The 23,187-nt window shown below is 45.9% G+C and carries 17 protein-coding genes and 7 pseudogenes; 9 read left to right on the forward strand and 15 right to left on the reverse strand.

Going from position 1 to position 23,187, the window contains the following annotated elements; genetic code table 11:
* From MMY81_RS35960 to MMY81_RS28520, 11 genes and pseudogenes are all read right to left on the reverse strand, one after another.
* Positions 1-559 (reverse strand): annotated as a pseudogene (locus MMY81_RS35960) (DUF2817 domain-containing protein); the annotation flags it as partial.
* A 264-nt stretch (positions 560-823) separates the two neighbouring features.
* A pseudogene (locus MMY81_RS35965) lies at positions 824-1,757 on the reverse strand (IucA/IucC family protein).
* A pseudogene (locus tag MMY81_RS28475) lies at positions 1,684-2,219 on the reverse strand (IucA/IucC family protein). The pseudogenes MMY81_RS35965 and MMY81_RS28475 overlap by 74 nt, the downstream one beginning before the upstream one ends.
* An 88-nt stretch (positions 2,220-2,307) precedes the next feature.
* On the reverse strand, positions 2,308-2,550 hold the full coding sequence (locus MMY81_RS28480; protein ID WP_252315465.1) for a hypothetical protein: 243 nt from the start codon (positions 2,548-2,550) through the stop codon (positions 2,308-2,310).
* 28 nt (positions 2,551-2,578) lie between these two features.
* Positions 2,579-3,870, reverse strand: a pseudogene (locus MMY81_RS28485) (lysine N(6)-hydroxylase/L-ornithine N(5)-oxygenase family protein).
* Positions 3,857-4,432, reverse strand: a complete 576-nt coding sequence (locus MMY81_RS28490) for a GNAT family N-acetyltransferase (protein ID WP_252315466.1) — start codon at positions 4,430-4,432, stop codon at positions 3,857-3,859. Before MMY81_RS28490 ends, MMY81_RS28485 begins: the two are co-directional and overlap by 14 nt.
* 33 nt (positions 4,433-4,465) lie before the next feature.
* A pseudogene (locus MMY81_RS28500) lies at positions 4,466-5,445 on the reverse strand (IucA/IucC family protein).
* 29 nt (positions 5,446-5,474) lie between these two features.
* Complete coding sequence (locus MMY81_RS28505; RefSeq protein WP_252315468.1) at positions 5,475-6,194, reverse strand: IucA/IucC family protein; 720 nt, start codon at positions 6,192-6,194, stop codon at positions 5,475-5,477.
* Positions 6,187-7,704 (reverse strand): pyridoxal phosphate-dependent decarboxylase family protein, encoded by a 1,518-nt coding sequence (locus MMY81_RS28510; protein ID WP_252315469.1) that lies wholly within the window; start codon positions 7,702-7,704, stop codon positions 6,187-6,189. The genes MMY81_RS28505 and MMY81_RS28510 overlap by 8 nt, the downstream gene beginning before the upstream one ends.
* 284 nt (positions 7,705-7,988) lie before the next feature.
* Positions 7,989-8,822, reverse strand: a complete 834-nt coding sequence (locus MMY81_RS28515; RefSeq protein WP_252315470.1) for a lipoate--protein ligase family protein — start codon at positions 8,820-8,822, stop codon at positions 7,989-7,991.
* A gap of 126 nt (positions 8,823-8,948) precedes the next feature.
* On the reverse strand, positions 8,949-10,079 hold the full coding sequence (locus tag MMY81_RS28520; protein ID WP_252315471.1) for an NAD(P)/FAD-dependent oxidoreductase: 1,131 nt from the start codon (positions 10,077-10,079) through the stop codon (positions 8,949-8,951).
* Between the two features lie 190 nt (positions 10,080-10,269).
* Here MMY81_RS28520 and modA point away from each other — a divergent pair, with 190 nt between their 5' ends.
* The 3 genes from modA to MMY81_RS28535 all read left to right on the forward strand — a co-directional run bounded on the left by modA (position 10,270) and on the right by MMY81_RS28535 (position 12,412).
* Complete coding sequence (gene modA, locus MMY81_RS28525) at positions 10,270-11,052, forward strand: molybdate ABC transporter substrate-binding protein (protein ID WP_252315472.1); 783 nt, start codon at positions 10,270-10,272, stop codon at positions 11,050-11,052.
* A 3-nt stretch (positions 11,053-11,055) separates the two neighbouring features.
* Positions 11,056-11,718, forward strand: coding sequence for a molybdate ABC transporter permease subunit (gene modB / locus MMY81_RS28530; RefSeq protein ID WP_252315473.1), 663 nt, complete (start codon positions 11,056-11,058; stop codon positions 11,716-11,718).
* 136 nt (positions 11,719-11,854) lie between these two features.
* Positions 11,855-12,412 carry a TVP38/TMEM64 family protein gene (locus MMY81_RS28535; protein WP_252315474.1) on the forward strand — a complete coding sequence of 186 codons (558 nt, stop codon included), beginning with the start codon at positions 11,855-11,857 and terminating at the stop codon, positions 12,410-12,412.
* Positions 12,413-12,461: 49 nt separating this feature from the next.
* On the opposite strand, the pseudogene MMY81_RS28540 reads toward MMY81_RS28535, so the two are convergent.
* Positions 12,462-13,318, reverse strand: a pseudogene (locus MMY81_RS28540) (YihY/virulence factor BrkB family protein).
* 56 nt (positions 13,319-13,374) lie between these two features.
* The gene (locus tag MMY81_RS28545; protein WP_170146788.1) at positions 13,375-13,794 is read right to left on the reverse strand and encodes a DUF948 domain-containing protein; all 420 of its coding nucleotides are present in this window, start codon (positions 13,792-13,794) and stop codon (positions 13,375-13,377) included.
* Positions 13,795-14,075: 281 nt separating this feature from the next.
* On the opposite strand from MMY81_RS28545, the gene MMY81_RS28550 reads away from it, so the two are divergent.
* From MMY81_RS28550 to MMY81_RS28560, 3 genes and pseudogenes are all read left to right on the forward strand, one after another.
* Entirely contained in the window at positions 14,076-16,166 is a 2,091-nt protein-coding gene (locus MMY81_RS28550; protein WP_252315475.1) for a BglG family transcription antiterminator, read from the forward strand.
* 17 nt (positions 16,167-16,183) lie between these two features.
* Positions 16,184-16,450 (forward strand): PTS sugar transporter subunit IIB, encoded by a 267-nt coding sequence (locus MMY81_RS28555; RefSeq protein ID WP_120191313.1) that lies wholly within the window; start codon positions 16,184-16,186, stop codon positions 16,448-16,450.
* 30 nt (positions 16,451-16,480) lie between these two features.
* Positions 16,481-17,847 (forward strand): annotated as a pseudogene (locus MMY81_RS28560) (PTS ascorbate transporter subunit IIC).
* 134 nt (positions 17,848-17,981) lie between these two features.
* On the opposite strand, the gene MMY81_RS28565 reads toward MMY81_RS28560, so the two are convergent.
* A protein-coding gene (locus MMY81_RS28565; RefSeq protein ID WP_374561984.1) for an IS1182 family transposase occupies positions 17,982-19,342 on the reverse strand; the annotation gives its coding sequence in 2 pieces (ribosomal slippage) (positions 17,982-18,761 and positions 18,764-19,342; 1,359 coding nt in all).
* Between the two features lie 130 nt (positions 19,343-19,472).
* On the reverse strand, positions 19,473-19,850 hold the full coding sequence (locus MMY81_RS28570; protein ID WP_252315476.1) for a thiol-disulfide oxidoreductase DCC family protein: 378 nt from the start codon (positions 19,848-19,850) through the stop codon (positions 19,473-19,475).
* 328 nt (positions 19,851-20,178) lie between these two features.
* On the opposite strand from MMY81_RS28570, the gene MMY81_RS28575 reads away from it, so the two are divergent.
* The 3 genes from MMY81_RS28575 to bioB all read left to right on the forward strand — a co-directional run bounded on the left by MMY81_RS28575 (position 20,179) and on the right by bioB (position 23,160).
* On the forward strand, positions 20,179-21,420 hold the full coding sequence (locus tag MMY81_RS28575) for a dicarboxylate/amino acid:cation symporter (protein ID WP_252315477.1): 1,242 nt from the start codon (positions 20,179-20,181) through the stop codon (positions 21,418-21,420).
* 130 nt (positions 21,421-21,550) lie between these two features.
* Positions 21,551-22,150: a biotin transporter BioY gene (locus tag MMY81_RS28580; RefSeq protein ID WP_252315478.1), complete on the forward strand. Its 600-nt coding sequence runs from the start codon at positions 21,551-21,553 to the stop codon at positions 22,148-22,150.
* Between the two features lie 5 nt (positions 22,151-22,155).
* Positions 22,156-23,160: a biotin synthase BioB gene (gene bioB, locus MMY81_RS28585; protein ID WP_252315506.1), complete on the forward strand. Its 1,005-nt coding sequence runs from the start codon at positions 22,156-22,158 to the stop codon at positions 23,158-23,160.
* The last annotated feature ends 27 nt before the right edge of the window (positions 23,161-23,187 follow it).

The raw sequence follows: 23,187 nt of genomic DNA on the forward strand, positions 1-23,187 counted from the left end.
CTCATCGTAATCCTGTCCGCCGTAAAAAGTGCCGCGTGGATACTGATACTGTCCCATCGTAGCTGCTGTTTCCATTCCATTTCGGCTTGACGAAGGAAGCTGCGCAGCAGCATTCTATACAGCTGTTTGTTTAGGCTTTTCAAATCAGAAATCGGGTGCTTCGGCAGAAAAAGATCTTTTTCTTTTTCAAAACGTTTGTTCAAATCAGACGGGACGTTATTCCAATCCTTGATGAAATTCCGGTTCAGATCTATGTTGTTTTCACTGAACCGCCGTCTGTTTTTCATGCCCCAAGGGTTAACTGCATGAACAAGGCGCAGACCTGTTGTATTCGGATTGAGCTGGGAAGGTAGTGTTCGATAAAGTAGTTCAGCAGGGCGGTCCCGGCGTACCCTTCAATACCATGAACACCTGTCGTAATAATAATTAGGTTTTCTTTGTAAAACTGGCCGTCTGCGCGGATAACATCGGTAGTGTTGTTGTTCTCCAGATTTCCAATCGAGTAGGAAAGGAGATCAGCTTTCTTCCAGATTCTCTGTACAAACGGAAGTTCGCTGATAAACCGGTCCCGGGACTGTTCATGTTTCCGAAAAGTAGTGGCTTTGCTGCTTCATGGAGAAAAACGCTCCTTTTTGGTATAGTATCTTCTTCTATTTCCAATTAGGTGATGAACTAAACGGCAGCAAAAACCCCGCCCTTTCACAAAATAAAAAAGGACGGGGAGCATACTAATTCAATACAGGTACATCTGCCAGCGCATTATGCACTTTGCCGTATTCAGAGGCGTGCGGGCGGTCATCGCTGTCTTCGTACCCGTAATCAATCATGCGGTTACGGTTGAGACACAGTTTAGTAAGTTCCGGCTGCAGCAGGTCGAACAGTTCAAATCGTCCTTCAGCTCCGGAAAGCGTTTCTGGTAGTCAACGATCACCGTTTTCACAGAGCTCCAGAACCCAGTTTCTCCAAGCAGATTATCCTCTTCAAGCAGCTCGGCGAGGTAGCGGTAATGGCAGATGAACAGGCCGGTAAAAACAAACTGGACGAGACCTTCCGGCGGTTCGCTGCGGAGCACATTTTTCATGCGTGTGCTGATTGAGGTCAGCTCCGGCAGCGGCTGGTCGCTGATATTAACGTCATCTACGAAATCTTTCATAATCAGGCGCTTGGGACGCCCATTTCGAGCACTACAATCGTGTTCTGTCCGTGCGGTGAAAAGACGGTACCGTACTGATACAAGTAATGAAGCAGAGGAGGAAGAACAGCCTGATGCAGCGCTGCTGTCCATTCTTCTGCGCTTAACCCGGACTGCTTCATCCATACAGATACAAGAGAAGTGCCGAACGTATCTCTGTGAAGCAGTGAAGCTAATGTAACAGCATGTTCGCCCGGCTTTAAGGCTTTGTATATACTCTCCCGCCAAATGGCACCGAGCATTTCTTTGTACTGATATGGAATGCCTTCAACGCTTTCATAGGCAGGATTATCAACATGAATGCTTACTTCTTCTCCGAGCAGATAAAGACCGCACGTCGTGTGCAGGAATTCGTCTTTTTCCCAGATGCTTTTAATAAAAGCAGTGACCTCCGGGGCAATCCGCGTTCTTTCGCCGGGGAGGCCCCGGTAGACGAGCGTGTTCAAAATACTCATGGAAGCTTCACATGATATTTCTCCTTGTCTGTCTGGTTAACGAACGTGCGGACAGACTGCTGAGGCAGATAGAGGTCTTCCCCGTCGCCGAGAGGAACGATCCGGCGCATGGCGAGTTCTTCTGCAAAAAGCCGTAATCAACACGTTTTCCCACTGCCACGGATGAACAGGCAAAAAGACATAATCGGCAGGCGTCAGTTCATAGGCCTCAAGCTTATGCTCGAATTCCTTCCATTTGCAGAGCCGCATTCTTCCTCTAAAAAAGAAGAGGTATGAATATGCTCGAGCTGCTGTACATGGGCGAGATCTGATTGGACAGCGATCCAGTGCAGGCGGATGTTCTGCTTTTGTTCCGGGGCATACTGCAGATAGTCTTCGTGGTTGAAGCCGATACGTCCTTTGTTGTAGGTAATCCATGGGTGCCCTGACATTTCCCCTTCCAGCTCGCTGTAGTCCATATTGGCTATTGTTTCTGCTGTAACAGGCCGGGCCAGAAGGTGGCAGTCTGCCAAAAGCGTATGCTGGTATTCTTTTATTAAGTGACCGACGGTCGTGCTGCTCATTGGGAGCATCTGCTGGAGTTCGAGCAGAAAACTCACAGCTCGGATAGGTTCGGTCTCCGGTTCTTTGTATAAAGAATCAGGCTTTACGGTATAACTGTCAAAGAGGCGGGGTGCAGCCTGAAAACCAGTAGGTGGACGCTCCTGCCGCAAGTTTCAGCCAGTGGCCCTCCCCGGCCTCCGGATGAATCATGTCTTCATACATAAATTCCTGAAGCATTTTGGCTGTAAGACGACGATTTGCTTCTTCCCATAAATGCGGCTGGATGTGCGTACTGATAGATGCTTCATGTTCATAGCAGTTCCTCCGATCGGTTCGATTTAGTATGGAATAGTGCAGCATGTAGATTATTCAGTGATAAAAGCAGCTGTTATCCGAAGTGCTGAAACACGTTTTTTCTTTTCAGGTTGTACACCTCACGGCCTGTTAAGGCGTTAATGATGGCAGCATTTCGGAAAGCGCCAAGTCCTAAGTCGGGTGCGCCGGGCCCATGGGTATGCATCTCCGCATTTTGTACATACATGTTTCGGGAGGACGGCCGGATCTGCTGTACGCTGTAGTCCTCATTAATGCAAAGGCGGTTGTGGGTGTCGCGCTGCCATTCGCTTTCTGCATCAGCCAAAAATCCGGGAATGCGCTGTTTATAGCCTGTGGCGAGAATAATAATATCCGAATCACATGTGAATGTTTCTTCTTTCTCCCACTGGGTAAACGTCAGACGGTTTTCCGCCAACGTGCCGGGTCCGCATCTGGAAAGCTCGCAGAGTGGCTGCATATGAACGTTCAAGGCAGCTCCGCCGATGGTTTTTCATACAGGGCATTATAAATATTGGCGATGGTTTCTGTACTGATTCCTTTATATAAAAGGTCCTGCTTTTCGAGCGTGCGGTCCTTTGTTTCCTGGGAAAGACTGTAGAAATAATTCGTGTAATCCGGTGAAAAATGTTCCAGTCCGAGTTTGGAATATTCCATCGGGAAAAACCCGCGGGAGCGGGTAAACCAGTTCAGCTTCTGCTCTTCGCTCTTGCTGTTAAGAAGTGTTTCGAATATTTCAGCAGCACTCTGGCCGGAGCCGACGACCGTAATTGAACGTGCGTCCCGGCACTCCTGCTGTTTATCAAGAAAAGAAGCCGAATGAAAGACAGAGCCGTTGTTTTCCAGCCCTTCCACCGGAGGAAAAACTGGTTTTGTACCAATGCCCATAACAATATTTCTAGCTTCATGTATTTCTACAGCGCCGGAAGGGATACTGCGGACATGGACTGTCCACCATTGATCGTTTTTAGGAGATACGGACTCTACTTTCCAGCCAAACCGGCAGGAATCCAATTGAGAAGCCGTCCACTGGCAGTAATGATTATATTCACGTCTCGGGATATGAAACTTTTCATAAAAATAAAACTGGTAGAGCCGGTTTTGTTCGTTTAAATATTCCAAAAAAGAAAAACGGCTGCGCGGATGCACCATCGTAACGAGGTCTGCCAGGAAAGGCACCTGAAGCGTCGTGCCTTCAATCAGCATGCCTGGATGCCATTCAAATGCAGGTTTGGCATCAAAGAAGACAGCCTGTACTTCCGGCTGTTCATCCAACAAGGCTGCAAGCCCAAGATTAAAGGGTCCCAGTCCTACGCCGAGAAGATCCCACTGTTTAACTGCTTTCATACATCTCAACCGCCTTTTTAAAAGAATCTCTCCGGCATGCCATCAGCAGACCGGTTTTATCAGGAAGCTGTATCGGCTTAATAGGTTCATAGCCGCATTTATAAAAGATATGAATCATTTTTTCATTGCGGATATCAGGTTCTGCCATGACTTTTTCCGTATTCGGATTTTCCGAAAATAACCGGTTCGTCATAGCTGCAAGAAAAGGAAGTGCCAGGCCGCGGCCTAAATGGGTTTCCGGTCCAAACAACAGATGCACGCCTTCATCGGAAGGGTGCGGGTGATAGAAGCGCGCGACAATGTCTTTTTTGGCCTGGTACGTTTCCCAGTAGCTCATCGGTATTCCTTCATATAAGCCGATCCAAAGCCGCTGGTGCGTGTCGGAAAGCGCCTTGTCCAGGTGCCTGGAAAAGGCTGTTTTTGATAGGTTAAGGTGCCAGTAGGGAATAACGTGGGGTTTATGCATCCAATCCAGCAGCATTGCTTCATCCTTTTGACGTTCAAAAGGACGAAACGTAATAGCATCGGTAAATATAGACGAATTGGGAAAAGATGCTGTCATACGATCGCCTCTCTTTTTTATAAGTCCAAAAGATTATTTGTTACTATGAACAGCTAGAGGATTGGTTACTTTGGTATATACAGACTGTTCCTCCAGCGTACCGGTGAGTTCATCCATATTGCGGAAGGTGGTAAGCAGATTGGCTTTACAAGGAAGAGCAGATTCTTCCAGGAGGCTTTCAATCAGGCGGGAGGAAGAATGTTGGGCTACCGGCTTCATCTGTTCGAGTTGAATCCGGACAGCCTGAAGCAGCTGCTCTTCCTCTGCAAGTCCGCTTGTGCCAAAAGCATTGATGAGTCCAAAAATGTGATTATAAAAAAGTAATAACGGAGTCTTTCATCAACAAGCCCGTCGGAGCAGACGGTGTGGCTTTTATCTTTTAATTCCGGTACAAACGATTCCAGGTAAGCTTCCCTGGAAGCGTCAAAATAATAGCCTTGATTATCGCGGTAGTAAAAATGCTTCGGCCAGCCCTGTTCTCTCGTAAGGACGGCATTCTGCTGATGAGCCTCTAACGCAATGCCGTGGGTGAAATAAAGCCAGAGAATCGGCTGCAGGGAAATAGACAAATAGCGATTAAACCAATCCAGGCTGACGTCCTCCATTGTCCGATTCTCCTCTTTAGAAATAGATTCGATTACCCGGTATAAATGGGATTTCTGTCCTGCAACCGGATCCTGGCAGAGTCCGGCTATTAAGGAGGTATTTTCTTTGTTTTTTCCTTTAAATGGGTTCTCACGGATCACTGTTTCAAATCCGCTTTCGGCTTCTCCCTGCACATTGAGATAAGCGGGGTCTTTTGTAATAGAAAATCCGGGGAAATAATCAGCAAGCTGTCTGCCGATGGAACTGTTCAGTATGTCATGAATAACAAGCCCTCGTTCGAGCTCCATCCGCTTATTTACACGCAGGGAATTGGTCACCTTCACGGGGATGGAAAGCTTAAGCATAATGTCGCTTTCTTCGTTATACAGCGTGCGGATTGAAGAAGTGGCAGCAAAAGCAGGTCCCATACGCCCGGCATCTATTATTGTTTTATCATCTATCCATGACTGTATATGAGGCTTCTGAGCAGCACAGAAGCCTGAAGAGGATGAACCGGAATTAGTATATAGTCAGGATAGTCTGCCCAATTCTGACGATCTTCCTCTGAAAACAAGCTGAAAATTTTCTCTTCAGCAGCCTCTCCATCTGCGCTTTTTGCTTCAGCGATAGAATGATGAATCCAAAAGTAGTGAAGAGAAAACCGGCCTTTCGTCTCCGGTGAGTAAAGCAGTGTTTCCTGTTCATTCATGCCCTGGCGGCTTTTCGGGGTTGGGTGAAATAAATGACCGTATAAAAGGGACTGCTCGGATTCGATAAAGGAGCGGCCGGCACGGTACAGGCTGTTAGTATCGGCACTCCTATTTTCTAAAAAGAAAGCAATGTTTTCATAGCTCAAAAGAATCCGCTTCATCGCTTCCGGTACATGGCGGCTCGTTTTATATTCCAGGGCGAGCTCTTTAAGTAAGAGACTCGAGGCTGTTACTAAATCAGCATCGAGCCATTGTGCCTGCCGCTTTGCTTTATAAAGCAGCGGGAAGGAAAACAAATGCCTTCCCGTTATAGAAGCATAGTGAAGAGGAGCCATAATCTCCATTTCCTGGTGCGGCAGGTCAATATAGAGGCGGCCGGCTTTCTGTTCGCCGGCTTCTGTTTCTCTGATATAGCAGTTTAAAAAGCTCTGCAGCGTGACTTCTTCTGCTGTTTTAATGTTATCCATGCGTTTCTTCCTCCTTTAAACGACGACCGATCGTAAGAATAGAGCGGATCAGTGTGACTATCTGGTCTTCGGAAATGCTCGGATTTAACAACGTTACTTTCAAATACTGCCTGCCATTCAGGCGTGTTTTAGCCAGAACAGCCGTGCCGTCAAAGAACAGCTCTTCTTTAATACGACGATTCCATTCGTCTACAACAACTGGGTCTGTATCGTTATTCAGGTAGCGGAAAACGATCGCATTGGACTGCGGTATGACCGGTACTTCAAATTCTTCCAGAGGCTGTATTTTTTCGTAAAGAAACTGGACGGCTTCAATGGTCTGATCGATCATCCCGCCCATTGCTTTTGTTCCGGTGCAGCGAAGCGTCATCCACAGCTTTAAAGCATCAAAGCGGCGCGACGTCTGGACAGATTTACCGGCAAGGTGAACCATGCCCGATTCTTCATCTTCCGGAGGATTCAGGTAGTCTGCGTAGTGGCTTGTATATTGAAAGTTATTTCCTTCATTTATTAAAAAAGCACCGCAGCTGACCGGCTGATAAAATAGTTTATGAAAATCAATAGTCAGGGAATCTGCTGTTTCTACGCCTTTTATTTGATCTGCGTGCTTGTCGCTTAAAATTAATCCCGCCCCATAGGCTGCGTCCACGTGAAACCAAATGTCTTCCTGTTTGGCAAGAGCTGCGAGTTCATAAAGAGGATCCACGCTCCCATAGTCCGTAGTTCCGGCAGTAGCAAAAATAGCAATAGGCAGCAGGCCGTTTTCTCTGGCTTGTGAAACAGCGAGGCTGCAGGCTGCGGCATCCATTTCCTGTTTTTCGTTAACCGGGATGGACACAACTGATTTTTCACCCAGGCCGAGCTGGGAGGCAGCCTGTTTCACGGTGAAATGAGCCCGCTCCGAAGTGAAAATACGAAACCGGGAAGCTTCAGGGGGGAGGCCTTCCTGTTTGATGTCGTGATCCAGCTTGTTATTTGCATATTGATTCCGGGCCATAAGAAGCCCCATATAATTGGACTGGGTGCCTCCGCTCGTAAAGACCCCGTCCATTTCCGGAGAAAACTGAAACAGCTCTCCAAGCCAGGAGATCAGGCGTTCTTCGGTGAATGTGGCGGCCGGGCTCTGGTCCCAGGAATCCATGGACTGATTTAATGTGTTCAAAATGATTTCGCCGGCAAGAGCCGGAATCATAGGAGGGCATTGCAAATGAGCCATGCAGTAAGGGTGCTGTACCATAACGGACTGCTGGACTACTTTTTCTTTTATATCTTCCAATACATCGGCAAACGGCTCTCCGTCCAGTGAAGCCGGGGGAGAGGCGGCCAATGCATGTTTTATATCTTCAGGGCGGCTGCCGGAATAAGGCTTGTCTGTTTTTTTCAGCAGGTCCGCCATTTCTGCTACAGTTTGCTGCAGATCTATTTCGAAACGCTCCAGGCTGGATGGATCCAGGTGAAGCAGAGTTTGCTCTGTTGTGTGCTGAAGCGTCTGATCTTTCATTAGTACCATCTAACAAGCCCCTTTCAATTTTTGATAATGAAAATCATTATCAATGAGGTGAGATAAAAAAAGCGCATAATAGTGCGCCGAATTTCTATGACGTTACCTAATGTATGCTATGGAAAATAATCTGTCAATCTATATGATCGGAATCGGTAACAATCTATCATAATGGAAATAGTAATATACATTATTTGGAAAATAAAGAAGGTAAATATACATAGCTGCTAAAAAATAATGAAAAAAAGCACCTCTATCGTTGAGCGATAAAGGTACCAGATATATCAGCAGAATTAGGTAAGTGCTTTATCATTACGATCCACAACCCGCTGGTACAGAGAGTCGAACTGCTGCAGCTCTTTAGGCGTAAGAGTAGATGTATGAAGCCTGGCACCGTGTGTGTATACAACAGTAGTAAGCAGACGCTTTGTAACGTCTTGTATATCCATCGGGGTGCCGTACAGTTCGGAAAGAGAAGACATCACTTTTGGGTTGATACGCGGCCACTCGTAGCGGACCGGTTCACCCTGAACCGCGATATCATAAAATTTTTTCAGAAGCTCCGCCCGTTCCTCTCCGTATTCAGTGACGGCAAGGTAGATTTGGACGGCTATTCCACCGCGGATACGGCGCTGGGAAATACCTGCAAATTTACGGCCTCCCATACTAAGATCGTATGTCCCGGGACAATAAGAGCCGACCACTTCATATGCTTCAATGGGAAGAGGGGAATCGGAAAACACCTCTTTCATCAGCTCCCACATAAAGTCATAGCCGCTGTTAATGGAAATGCCGCGGTCTTCTTTCATAATAATAGAAAGATTGTAAATTCCTTCATCCAGCACGACCGCCAGGCCGCCGGAATTCCGGACAATAACGCGGTATCCCTGTTCTTCTAAATAACGGCAGCCATCCATAATATAAGGAAGCCTGCTGTCCTGAATGCCCAGCACAACGGTAGGGGAATGAACCCAGGACCGCATGACAGGATCAGAAATTCCTTCTCCTACGCTTGTACTCAGCGTATCGTCAAGCGCGAAAGACTGCAGCGGGTGATACTGAAGGCCGGAGCTAGAATGATCAATCCAGCGCCAGTCTTGTCCGTTCCATTTATCGTGCACGTTCATGTGACTATCTCCGTTTCTATAGAGCATAAAGCAGAGGCCTGCTTTATATTTTTCACTATTCCAATCAAACCTTCCTTATTATAGCAGACAGAAAGAACCGGTAAAAGACAGCTGAACCGCTGCTTTTTACAAACGGGCGGCGGGCTGGATGGCTCCTTCAATACTATAGTCTTCCAAAGAAAGGCTGATGTCTTTATCCATTGCAAGCTTAGCCAGTTCGGACCCTAGAAACGGGCCGGTTGTTAATCCGGAAGCCCCCAGGCCGTTAGCGGCGAGAAGGCCTTTTGTTTCAGGCACAAAGCCGATAACCGGCAGAAACCCCGGCGTGGCCGGCCGAAATCCGACACGCATCTCTTTAATCATACTTTTTCTTAAGCCCGGGGCCATATGAAGGGCACTTTCCAGAAGCTCAAGATAACCTGCAGCAGTTGGCTGGGTGGTTACAGCATAATCTTCGTGAGTGGCACCGACTACAATATGGCCGTTGGAAAAAGGAACCATATAATGAGGACCGGAAGGAATAACGACCGGCCAGTTTTCTGTTGCCGTGTTTTCGATCTGCATATGCATAATCTGGGCTTTTTGTGATTCAACTGCAAAAGAAAGGCCGAGCGGCTCCAGGCATTGATTGGCCCAGGCACCGCCGGTGAGTATGACCCGGTCGGCGTAGTAGTTTTCGTTATTAACGGTAACGCCTGTAACTTTCCGGTTTTCATGAATCAGAGAGGCTTCCTCTCCCTGTATCCAGGAGGCACCCATCTGTTTTGCTGCTTCCAGCAGGGCCAGGCGCAGGGCGCGGCCGTTTACTCTTGCTCCTCCGCTGACGTAAACCGATTGATAATGATCAGCTAAAAGAGGAAACGCCTGCTTTGTCTGCTTTTCATTTAATGAAAACACATGGCCGATTTCCGGTGCCTGTTCGCGGCGCTTGATGGCCCTCTCTGCTGTTTTTGCTTTGCGGTTGCCGTCCCGGTGAAGGCTTAACGCACCGGTGCTTTTGTACCCGGTATCGTGCTGGCCCAGTGCTTCCAGCTGCTTAATGAGATCCGGGTAATAGGCCGCGCCGTTTCGGGCCAGAAAGTACCATGGTTTGTTTCTTCTCTGCGAAAGCCAGGGGCATACGATCCCCGCGGCCGCATCGGTTGCCTGCCCTGTGTGTGCGCGGTCAACCACCGTAACATCTGCTCCGGCGGCAGCCAGATGGTACGCTGTTGAAGCACCAAGAACACCTGCTCCAATGACAATATAATCTGACATAATGTATCTCCTTTTTGTATCGTTTCTTCTGCAAGCTTACATGATTTAAGCCTTTGTTTCACGAAAAGTTTATAAAGAGAGAAGCCTTTTCGGCGAAGCTTTCTTTTTCTTTTCAACTTTGCATTGTTATACTAAAGAAAATTGCGGTAAACCATCAGCAAATTGGAGAAAATAATGAGGAGCTGTTGTGATGAAATTTCCAGTCATACTTTCAGCTGCTGCAGGTCTTCTTGTATTGGCCGGATGCAGCAGTGAAGCAGAAGAAGCAGGCCAAAGCGAAGAGGAGTCTGTAGAAATTAATGTAGCCGCTGCGGCTGATTTATACCACGCGTTTACAGAGGTTGGGAAAGACTTTGAAGAAGATACAGATATTATCGTTACTTTTTCCTTTGGCTCTACCGGCCTGATGACGCAGCAGATTGAACAGGGAGCCTCCTATGATTTATTTGCCGCGGCCCATGAATCCTATATTGACCGGCTTATTGACGCAGAGGCCGTCGAAGCAGATTCAAAGCGGCAGTACGCATTAGGGCAGATTGGAATTATGCATGATGGAAGCATACAGGAGGGCCTCGAGCCTGCCGATTTAACCAGTGATGAGATAGAGCGTATTGCCATTGCCAATCCAGAGCATGCCCCTTACGGCCAGGCAGCAAAGGAGGCGTTGGAGTCATGGGGGATCTGGGATGAGGTGCAGGGAAAACTCGTATATGGAGAAAATATAAGACAGACTCTTCAATACACTGAATCAGGAGATGTAGACGCTGGTATTATAGCCCTTGCCCTCTCCAAACAGTCCGATCTGCTATACGAACCGATAGATACAGAGGATTATGAACCAATCACCCAGGCGCTGGCTGTTCCTTCCCGAAGTCCTCATCCGGAAGAGGCCCGGCAGTTTGTCGACTATCTGTTCTCGGAGGAAGGGCGGGAAACGATGAATGAGTATGGATTTGAGCTTCCGGAGGAGTAAACAATGATAGATTTAATTGGATTCCCACTGTTTTTATCCCTGCAGGTAGCTGTTATAGCAACCGGGATTGCTTTTGCAGTTGGCGTAGTATTTGCCTGGCTGGTTACAGTACATAAAAACAAATGGACGGAGCTGCTGTCTTTATTGATGATGCTTCCGCTCGTCCTTCCGCCTACCGTAGTAGGCTATTATTTGTTGTTAACGCTGGGAACAAACAGCTGGATCGGGCGGACAGCAGAGCGTATAACCGGATCCACCATTTTATTTACCTGGCAGGCAGCGGTCATTGCGGCTTCCATTGCCGCTCTTCCATTGATCATACGGCCGATGCAGGCAGCATTTGAGTCTATCCATAAAGGCAGCCTGGAGGCAGCCCAGCTGGATGGAGCCAACCAATGGCAGATTTTTTATAAAATTATGGTGCCGCTTGCCTACCGCGGCATTATCGCAGGCATCGTGCTTGGTTTTGCCAGGGCTATGGGAGAATTTGGCGCAACTATTATGGTGGCAGGAAATATCCCCGGCAGGACACAGACGCTTTCCATTGCGATCTATGACGCGGTACAGGCAAATCGAATGGAAGAAGCCCATATCATGGTTCTGGTACTAAGCATTACTACGATCAGTATCCTTTTGTTGACCACCATGGTATTAAAAGCAAAATGATGAAAAAGAAAACTACTGCTGCTGTAGTTTTCTTTTTTATGACATGATATAGTAGAGAAATGTGATTTAACGACCGGTTGAAGCCGGATGCGTCCGGAACAGCTTTAGAAAACGGATAAAGAGAGGAGGGTGGCAATTGGATTCCCTGCATACATCCATACAGTCCATTATTGAAGAAGCAGGGTGGCTTGCTCCTATATTATTTATTATCCTTCATCTCGTAAGGCCGATGCTTTTTATTCCGGTGCTTCTGTTATGTATGGCCGGCGGCCTGTTTTTTGGGGTTCTTTACGGAGCGCTGTATTCTATTATTGGCCTGTCCTTATCCAGCCTTATCTTTTACAAACTTGTCCATGTCTTTCCAAGTCTTCACCGGAAAATTACCTCCCTGAAGGAAAAACTGCTGGGAAACCGGAAAGTGACGGTGGGGCAGGTTATGGTTCTTCGTCTGCTGCCGTTTATGCATTTTTATTTATTGTCTTTATACTTAATAGAAATGACTAAATCCTTAAAAGAATATATGTATTATTCGGTAGCGGGAATTCTGCTGCCTTCGATTATTTATACTGCTTTTGGCCGTGCGATATCGGAAATGCCATGGTATCTGACTATCATCACGGCAGCGCTGCTGCTCGGCGTGTACAAGCTGTTCGGGAGAAGCCGGCAGCCGGAACCGGAAGGATCCAGTATTTAAAAAAACCGGAAGACCTTTTCAGAGGGCCTTCCGGTTTTTAACTATGTGCTTATACGATTCCTTTAGAAAACCCGTCTTTTTCTGCTTTGTCGCGTATTTTTTTCCGGTGGAAGATCACGTTAATTTCCGCGCCTACCATAAGAATAATACCAATCAGATAGAACCACAGCATTAATACGATAATACCGCCGAGACTTCCGTAAGTAGCAGAATAATTGCCGAAATTGCTCACATAAAAAAAAAACCGAGCGAAATGACCTGCCACAGCAGCGCCGTGATTAAGGCACCGGGAAGAATTTCTCTGAAGGGGTACGTTTTATTTGGGGCAAAATGATAAAGAGCCGATAAAACGATAATCATGGCAGCAAGACTAATCACCCAGCGCAGCACCTGAAATAAAATCGTCGCCTGTGTGGGGAGATTGATTACTGAATTAATAAAATCAATAATAACATTTCCAAAAATAGGAAGAATAAGCGCGGTGACGACTGCAAGAATCATTCCGATAGTAAGTGCAAACGAAAGCAGCCTTACTTTAATAAACGATCTGGTTTCTTCTACATCATAAGCTTGATTGGAAGCCTGAATAAAGGCGTTGATCCCATTGGATGCAGACCATAGGGTACCGATAACACCAATACCAAGCAGTCCTCCCTGCGGCGTCGTAACGAGGCTTACGATATTTTCTTCAAAAATGGCCGCCATTTCTCCAGGTACGACGTTTCGCACTACTTCCATTGCGCTCTCCGGTTCAATATTTAAAAAAGGAAGAAGCGAGAGCAGTAGAATCATGAGCGGAACTATAGCAAGCAGATAATAGTAGGCCTGGGCAGCGCCAAGCATAGTAACGTTGTCTTTTTTGAATTCCCTTCCCAGTTCCTGTACATAACCTTTTAATTTGTTCATAAAAACCTCTCTTCCTACCTGTTCATCTTATGTAAAAAAAGAAAGAAAATAGCGGACTATTTTCTTTCTTTTTTAGCTGCAAATTTGGAATACAGATCAATCGCCGTATTGCCCCATTCCAGCATCCGATTTACTTCATACGAGTAAGAAGCTTTTGCTTCTTCTTCTACCATATTGGTAGTTTGTACATTATGCTGCAGCGAACGCAGCGAAGGTTTTGTTTCTTTAAAAGAATCGAGCAGAACCTGCACAGACTGCTTTTTGTAGGCAATATCTTCGTTGATAAGCTCTGTTTTCTGCTGAATCCCACCTGCTTTATCAGTCAATGATTCAATACGTGATTGAATTCTGCCGCTGACCGTATTAAGCTCTTTGATCGTGCTTGTCGTGTTTTTGAAGATTTTAATAGCATAAATAGCAAGAAACACAATAGCCAGTACAACGATGCCAATACTGACGTATAAAAGCCATATCATTAACCTCACCTCCTTTCTTTTATCTACCCTCATTTGAAAGCTTTTAAAACGGTATTCCATTTCTCTCTTTCCATACAGAGTAAAACAAACATTCCTAATCCTGGTAAATGGAAATTCTTTTATGAAATTTAGTCTCATTTTGCAAATGTAAACATTACAAAAATGGAACGTAGAAAGCCCTTACATTATTCGTAAAAGCCTATTAATATAAGTGTTAGAAGCAAAGCGCTTATGCTGTTATTAAATTGAATTTTGCAAAATGAGATATAGGAGGGTGAATCATGGTCCTGGACCAGAGAAGAACATCTATCCTGCATTTAATTACCCGGTCTTCCAAAACGGTGGAGGTACGGGAGCTGACAGAAGCACTGGGAGTCTCGCAGCGCACCATTTATTACGATATCAGCCAAATTAACGGCTGGCTGGAGAGGGAGGGTTTATCACCTATAAAAAAAGAGTACGGCAAAGGTTTTTACATTCCCCCGGATGCCAAGAAACAACTGCCTGCTAAGCTGCACCTTCAAAATGAATGGGAATACCGGTTTTCCGGTAAGGAAAGACAGCACCTGCTTATTTTATTTATGTTATCCCGAAAAAAACCGGCTTCTTTAAAAGAGCTGATTCATCTGACACAAGTAAGCCGGGGTACTTTGTTCCGCGACTTAAAAAGAATATCGGCAGATTTGAAGCATCAGGATTTGGACCTCGCCCATGCTAAAAATGAGGGCTATTCCATAAGTGGAAATGAAACAAAAAAAAGAAAGCTGCTGACTCAATGCGTTTCCGACGTGCTGTCCAACCCGGAATCAGCTCAGCTTCGTGAAAAAGCGCAGGCTGTCATCAATCCCGGCTCCAAAAAAGAAGAAGAACTCGTTCCTTATCTGGAGTATGAAATTACGTTACTCGAAAAAGAAATTCATGTGTCATTTACCGAGCATGTGGTTCAGTTTTTAGTATATCAGCTCCTGATCTCGCTGAAGCGCCAGTCGGCTTCCATGACAGAAGAAATAGATCAGGAAGAAAAAGACATCTTAAAACAGACAGAGACCTACCTGGCAGTGGAGAGGCTCTCGTACCGTATACAAAAAAACGGCTGCGCACCATTGGAAGATATTGAAAAATTTCAACTGACGATGCAGATTCTAGGATCGCGTGTTCATTACGCCTCAACGCAGCATTCAAGAAAAATAGAAGAAAAGAAATTAAAAAGAGTCATCACCAAAATCGTTGATGATTTTCAATTAATTGGCTGCCTGCTGCTTGAAGAAAGAGAACAGTTGGAAAACAATCTGCTCACTCATTTAAAACCAGCTTATTATCGTTTGAAATATGACCTGCCTATAAGCGGAGGTTATGCAGAGAAAATTGAATCTGAATATCCGGACGTTTTTTATTTAACGAAGCGTTCGCTGTCACACTTGGAATCTTTCATAGGGAAATCGATACCGGAAGAAGAAGTGGCATACATTGCTATGCACTTTGGAGGATGGCTGAAACGTGGGAATCATCGATCTATCAAGCATTTTAGAGCTTTTGTCGTTTGTGAAAATGGCATTGCGGCTTCCGGAATGCTGCGCTCCCAGCTCGAAGCGCTTCTGCCGGAAGTGTTTATCGCAGGTACATTATCTGTAAGAGAGTATAACCGGCATGTCCATGAAGCAGACATTATTTTTTCTACTTCTTTCATTAAACAAAAAACGATTCCGGTTATTTATGTACCGGCCCTTTTAAATGATAAAGAAAGAGAACGTATTGTGATCCAATTAAATCAAGCACTCCACAAAGAGAAAGGTGGAGAAGAGGCTCATCTGCTGTCTCTGATCGAGGAACACGCAACGATACATCACTATCAAACACTTCAAAAGAAAATTCGTGCTTTTTTACAAAATAATCATTCTACAAAGGAGACACATAAACCTATGCTGGAAGAACTTCTCACCGCTAAGACGATTCAGCTTGCAGACCGGGCAGAAAACTGGCAGGAAGCAGTAAGGCAGGCTTCGCTGCCTCTCTTAAAAGACGAAAGTATACAGGAAAGCTACGTCGATGCAATGATTGAAAACATTTATGAAAATGGGGCCTACGTTGTAATTGCCCCGCAGATTGCTATTCCGCATGCCCGCCCGGAAACCGGAGTGGAGCGGCTTGGAATGAGCCTGCTCCGTCTGCGCTCACCGGTTTTCTTTTCAGAAGACCCCAAGCATAAAGCCTCTCTCGTTATAGTACTGGCAGCAGTAGACAATGAGACTCATCTGAAGGCTTTATCCCAGTTGACGGAGATGCTTTCTGAACCGGGCAATATAGATCAGCTGTTAAGCGCAGAAACAAAAGAAGACGTACTGTCACTTGTATCCAAATATTCTTATAAATAAAAAATGGAGGGTTTACGATGAAAAAAATATTAGTAGTATGTGGTAATGGATTAGGAAGCTCTATGATTGTGTCGATGAATGTACAGAGCATTTTAAAGGATATGAACATCGAGGCGGATGTGTCGCATACCGATTTAACAACGGCAAAGACGGAAACCGCGGATCTCTATATTGGATCAGAAGATATTCTGGGAAATATTAACGACGGCACAAGAAATGTAGCTCTGCTGAATAATTTATTAGATAAAAAAGAGCTTCGGACGGCGCTGGAAACACACCTCTAATACAAACGAACGAAGGGAGGAAGAGAGATAATGATAGATATTATTATGAATGATCTGTTAGGCACGCCGGAGCTGCTGGTCGGGATGTTTGCATTCCTGGGCCTGCTGCTGCAGCGTAAAGCAATCGCAGACGTCGTTTCCGGCACGCTGAAGACCGTTCTTGGCTTTGTTATTCTGGGCGCCGGAGCCACAGTGATTATTGGTTCGCTGGATCAGTTCAGCCAAATGTTTAATCACGCGTTTAATGTAGATGGAGTTATACCAAACAACGAAGCTATTGTAGCAGTAGCCCAGGATGCGTTTGGTACGGAAACGGCGATGATTATGCTGTTTGGAATGGTGGTCAACATAGGGCTTGCCAGATTTACTCCATTTAAGTACATCTTTTTAACGGGACACCACATTATGTTTATGGCCTGCCTGATTGCAGTTATTTTGACTACAGGAGGAATGTCAGGGATTGGCATGATAGCGCTTGGAGCTATTATTCTAGGTTCTTTGATGGTGCTGTTTCCCGCCATGCTGCAGCCGTATACAAAGCAGATCACGCAGTCAGATGATATTGCGGTTGGCCATTTTGGATCTTTCGGCTATCTGGCTGCCGGCTTTTTAGGCAGTAAATTTGGAAATAAGGAAAAATCTACGGAAGACATTAAAGTACCCAAGTCTTTAGGATTTCTTCGGGATACATCGGTAGCTGTGTCATTAACGATGGTTATTCTTTTCATTGTCGTCGGATTGTTTGCCGGCGGACAGTATGTAGAAACCGAACTCAGCGCCGGACAGAACTTCTTGATTTTTTCTCTTATGCAGGGTCTGGCCTTCGCTGCCGGCGTTTATATTATTTTAGCCGGTGTGCGGATGCTTCTTGGAGAAATTGTCCCGGCATTTAAAGGGATAGCAGACAAAGTGGTGCCGAATGCAAAGCCGGCACTTGATGCACCGGCAGTGTTTCCTTTTGCTAACAACGCGGTAATTATCGGATTTATGCTCAGCTTTGTCGCTGGACTGATCAGTATGCTTCTCCTGCCTCTTTTCGGCCTGGCAGTGATTGTGCCCGGTCTGGTACCGCACTTCTTTACAGGAGCTGCAGCCGGCGTCTTCGGCAACGCGACTGGGGAAGAAGAGGCGCAGTTATTGGAGCCATGGCAAACGGCGTGATGATAAGCTTTCTGCCGGCCCTTCTTCTGCCGCTGCTAGGCGAAATAGGTTTTCAAAGTACTACGTTTGGAGATGCGGATTTTGGAGTAATTGGGCTAGTGCTTGGTAATTTGAGTCTGGCAATCAACTCCACCGTTTTATTCGCTGCTATTGTCCTTGGTATACTAAGTATTTTTATGGGCATAGGGTGGAGAATCAACAAAAAGAAAAAAAAGGAAGAAGCAGAAGCGGCATAATATATAGTAAACACCTTCGGATTTTGTATCCGAAGGTGTTTTCAGGTTGTTGAGAAATGAAAGAAACAAGGTTGTTTTTTCCCGTGGATCGTTCGATCCACGTTTTTTTCACTTCTTTCGCAAAAAATCGTCCTCTAAGCCGACCGTTTGGCGAGATAGAGGGCGATTTTTTTCATGTTTTGACAGGCAGCGGTGAGATGGGCCTGCGCTTGGACAGACGGGTGCCCGCGATACCGCGTGTACCGAAAACCGTGGAGCTCTTTGGCATCGCCAAAGCTCCGTTCGATGGTCTGGCTGCGTAAATGGTACAAGGCTTTTCCTGTCTTCGTTCGTTTTCTTGCTCGCGCCCGGTCTTTCCCATCCTCCCATATATGTCGGCTAATTAACCGGGAGGAAGCGGCAGGCGAAAAACAAGTCTCCCGCATCGGACAGCCCTGACAGTCCTGCGGGCGGGAACGATACTGACGATATCCTTCCCGATCGGTAAGGCGGTAGGTCAACATACAGCCCATCGGGCATACATAGGCTTTTTTGGACGCGATGTATCGAAACTTCCGTTTCGGCAGGTACCGGCGGCTTTTTCCGTAGCGACGGTATCCCATCACCGCATAAATTCCCTGCTCTTCGAGCTTTTTGCACAAATAGCCTGTAAAATAGCCGGCGTCGAGCGCCACCGCCTCTACCGGGAAATCAAACGTAGCCCGCTGCACCTCCAGTCGGTCCAGATACGGATCCGCATCGTGGACGTTACCGGGCGTGATATAGGTATCGGTAATGATATTATATTTGGCGTCCACCGTCCGGTGGTCGAGGTAGAAAAATCCCTGCGGTTTGCCATCTCGCATCATGAATCCACTATCCGGATCAGTCCGACTGATTCGGGTCATCGCTGGGTCGGCGGGCTTCCTCTCCTTCCGGGGTCCGAGCGCTTTTTTCCTTCTTTTTCCCGATCGGCTTGCACTTCGGCTTCCAGTTCTGCTAGATAGGCAGGAACTTTGGGGGATTTGGCTTTACGTAGAAATTTGTTTTTATTGGCATTCGCTTTGACATGGGTGGAGTCACTCACTAAAATCCGACCGTCCACCAATCCATGGCCCTCTGCTTGATGAACAATGGCATTAAAAATATCTTCAAATACGGTGGTATCCAGAAACCGGGTCTGACGGTTCCAGCTGATCGTGGAATGATCTGGAATGCGATCCGTCAGAGAAAGACCAAGAAACCAACGATAGGCGACGTTGGTCTGAAGCTCTTTTTCCAATTGCCGTTCCGAACGAATGCCATAAAAATAGCCGATAAACATCATTTTAAACAACGTGATCGGTGGAATGGAGGGCCGACCGATGGTCGGCGAATAATAGGCAGCCAGTTTTTCTTCAATAAACTGAAAATCAATCATCGTATCAATGGTGCGGAGAAAGTGATCAGCGGGCACCAGTTCTTCTACAGAAACAGTCACTTGATCGCGTCGATGGTTTTTGGCTTTGCCAAGCATCTTAGGATCGCCCCTTTTCTTTTCAGTATACGACCATTCCAGCTGCTTGCCCACAAAAAAACTGCCGAGAAAGAAAACTTTCTCGACAGCCTGTAAACACCTTCGGATTTTGTATCCGAAGGTGTTTTTTCTATTCGTCAATCCGGGGCGGGTCATATTTTCCAAACCATTTAAATCTGCTTTTGGAAACATATAAATAAAGAGGGGAGCCTGCTCTGTCTACAAAAGGAAAGTAGAGAAACGCTCCTGGTACCCTGGTGCCGGGAAGATCTATTAACATACGGCGGATAGCGTAAAATCCTTTCATGAGGACACCCTGACTGGTTAACATATGAATTTCGGTATAAATATTTTTTCCCTGCAGATAAGGGTAGGTCTCCGGTTCCTTTTCCGCTGTCTGGGCTGCAATCCATTGCAGTTTATTGTTTTTATCCAGTTTGTTCAGATTTTTCTTTAAATGATAACAAAGCGGACACGAAGCGTCATAAAAGACTATATGCTGGTTCATGGCGGTTCAGCTCCTTTTTCTTCTCATTCACTACTTTTGTTTAAAATAAACCAAGCCCCCGTCATGACCGGGCCTATAACATTTTACTGTTATAGTAAAGAGATAATCTCCCAAAGAATTTTCCCAATCCTTTGGAATATTGAAATAAATCTTGAAAAAGAACGGATATTTTTAACCAAACAGTATATAATACATCTATATTATTCTTTTTTTCAAAAGCTCTATTTAATATGAAGGAATTGTCGTGTACGCTGGAGAAGAAAAAGGGTAGATATTTTATTTTCATTATATTAACATACTATATTATAAAAGGAGGTTGCATGAACCCATGCAGAATTTAACAAGAAACATAATGATTGCCCTCGTTCTCGGACTCATCGTAGGTCTTGCCCTGAACTACGTTCCGGATAACGTGTTTAGTATTATTGATACTTATATTTTGACCCCGGTCGGACAGATTTTCCTTAACCTGATCACGATGCTTGTTGTGCCGATTGTATTTATTTCCATCGCATTAGGAACGGCGAGTCTGAAAGACCCGGTTCAGTTGGGAAGAATTGGTACAAAAACGATTACGTTTTATATTACAACGACTGTTATTGCTCTTTTGATCGGCCTGGCATTGGCTTATCTCATTCAGCCGGGACAGGCAGGAGTATTCGATACAGCGTCTGCTTCATACGAAGCCGAAGCAGCTCCTCCGATTATGGATACGCTCTTGAATATCATTCCTAGTAATCCGGTAGAAGCGATGGCTAACGCAGAAATGCTTCAGATCATTGCCGTTGCGCTATTCCTTGGTATCGCTCTGGCAAGACTGGGTGAGAAGACAGAAGGCATTCAAAAGCTGCTCGAGCAGGGTAACGACGTGATGATGTTTCTCGTAAACATTGTTATGTTCACAGCGCCGTTTGGTGCATTTGCGCTTATTGCGTCTGCTCTTGGCGATGCGGGAATTGACGGGCTTCAATCGATGGGTATGTATATGATTACTGTTATTGGTGCATTGATCATTCATGCAGGCATTACGTACAGCATAGCTATTTGGTGGCTTGGAAAGACAAATCCGCTTACGTTCTTTAAGAACTTTTTCCCGGCTATGACCGTTGCATTCAGTTTATCAAGTTCAAGCGGTGCTCTCCCTATCTCCATGAGAACGGCACAGGAGAGGCTCGGAGTCAGTAAATCAGTCAGCAGCTTTGTTCAGCCGCTTGGTGCCACCATTAACATGGACGGTACAGCGATTATGCAGGCTGTAGCTACTGTATTTATTGCTCAGGTATACGGTGTGGAATTAGGTGTATCCCAGCTCGTGATGGTCGTTATTACGGCTACGCTTGCCAGTATTGGAACCGCCGGTGTACCTGGTGTTGGCCTGATCATGCTCTCGCTGGTTCTGCAGCAGGTAGGTCTTCCGGTCGAAGGTATTGCCTTGATCCTTGGTGTGGATAGACTTCTTGATATGCTTCGTACAGCTTTGAATATTACAGGTGACGCTACATGTGCCTATGTAATAGACAGAGGAGAAAAAGCAAAAGAAGGAAAGACTGCAGGTATTCCGGAATCTTAATATGTCAAAAGCACAGCCGTTTTATGCGGCTGTGCTTTTTTGTCTTTATTGTTAACCTTATTAAATAATAGGTTTACAATACATGTTCATTTTGTATATACTAAAACATATTGAAGAGGGAGGAAAGAAAATGATTGTTCGTTCACATCTACATGGAATGATTTTAGCTTCTTTTTTTGCAGCGATTATGATGATAGGAGCCAATATTACGTCGATGGTTCCATTTTTAGTCATTGGCGGAGTGCCAATCACCCTTCAGACAGCAGTGAGTGTGGCTGCGGGCTTGTTTTTAGGGAAAAAATACGGGGCGCTTGCCATCGTCATCTATGTACTGATTGGGCTCGCAGGAATGCCTGTATTCGCGCAGTGGTCCGGCGGCATTGGTACCATTTTCTCGCCTACATTTGGATTTATCCTATCTTATATTGCTACAGCGTACATAGTCGGGAGGCTGACCGAGCATAACCGGACATTCAAACGGCTGGCCGCGGCTGCTCTATTGGGCACAGCGGTTAATTATATTATTGGCACCAACTGGATGTATATGGCTTACATGCTTTGGTTTGCTGCCCCGGACGCATTTTCTTATTGGATGGCCTGGGCCTGGATGATGGTACCACTGCCTAAAGATATTGTGCTGGCCTTTCTCGCCGCCTGGTTCAGTCTCCGGGTCTATCATGCGATGTATGCGAAAAAGCGGATGCCTTCTACAAAAGGAGGTGTCGCTTAGTGGAAATGTCCTGGATGAGCCGGGCAGAGTGCATTATAACGGGTCACGACCAGCTGACAAGAGAAGAGGCACTAGCCTTTTTACAGGAAGACGAAACAGAAATACTGGGACAGCTGAATGCCGCATATCAAATTCGGTATTATTACTACAAAAATGAAGTAAAGCTCAACTCTTTAATTAATATCAAATCCGGGCTCTGTCCGGAGAACTGCGGCTACTGTTCTCAATCAAAAGACTCAGCAGCAGTTATTCCTAAGTACAAAATACTATCTAAAGAAGAAATCGTAGAAGGTGCCAGAGAGGCAGACGCCAGAGGAGCCGGAACATACTGTATTGTGGCCAGCGGCAGGGGCCCTGCCAAAAAAGAACTGGATGTAGTTATGGAAGCAGTCAAGGAAATTAAAGCGACTACCGGCCTGAAGCTTTGCGCCTGTCTCGGGCTTTTGGAAACAGATCAGGCCGAAGCGCTCCACGCATCAGGCGTGGACCGGTACAACCACAACATAAATACATCCAGCCGTTTTCATGAAAGTGTAGTAACCACTCACACATTTAAAAATCGTACAGATACGATTCATGCAGTAAAGCAGGCCGGTATCTCTCCGTGCTCTGGTATTATCGCAGGAATGGGGGAAACAGAAGAAGATATAGTGGATATGCTCTTTTCCTTAAGAGACATTGATGCTGATTCTGTCCCGATTAACTTTTTGCATGCTATTGATGGAACAGCTTTTGAAGGCAGGGATCTGCTGACTCCTCTTCGCTGTCTGCAGATAGCGGCTCTCGCACGGTTTATCCTTCCTACAAAAGAAATCCGTATTGCCGGCGGACGTGAAGAGAAGCTGAGGTCGCTGCAGCCTATGGCTTTATATGCGGCTAATTCTGTGTTTCTCGGTGATTATTTGACGACAAAAGGCCAGGAATGGGAAAAGGACATTGCTTTTATTAAAGATGCGGGCTTTAAAGTCGAAGCTTCAGCTTACAATAGAAGCGCAGAAATGTATTCATAAAAAAAGCCATCCCCGCCGGATGGCTTT

The sequence above is a fragment of the Sinobaca sp. H24 genome (genome assembly GCF_023845525.1).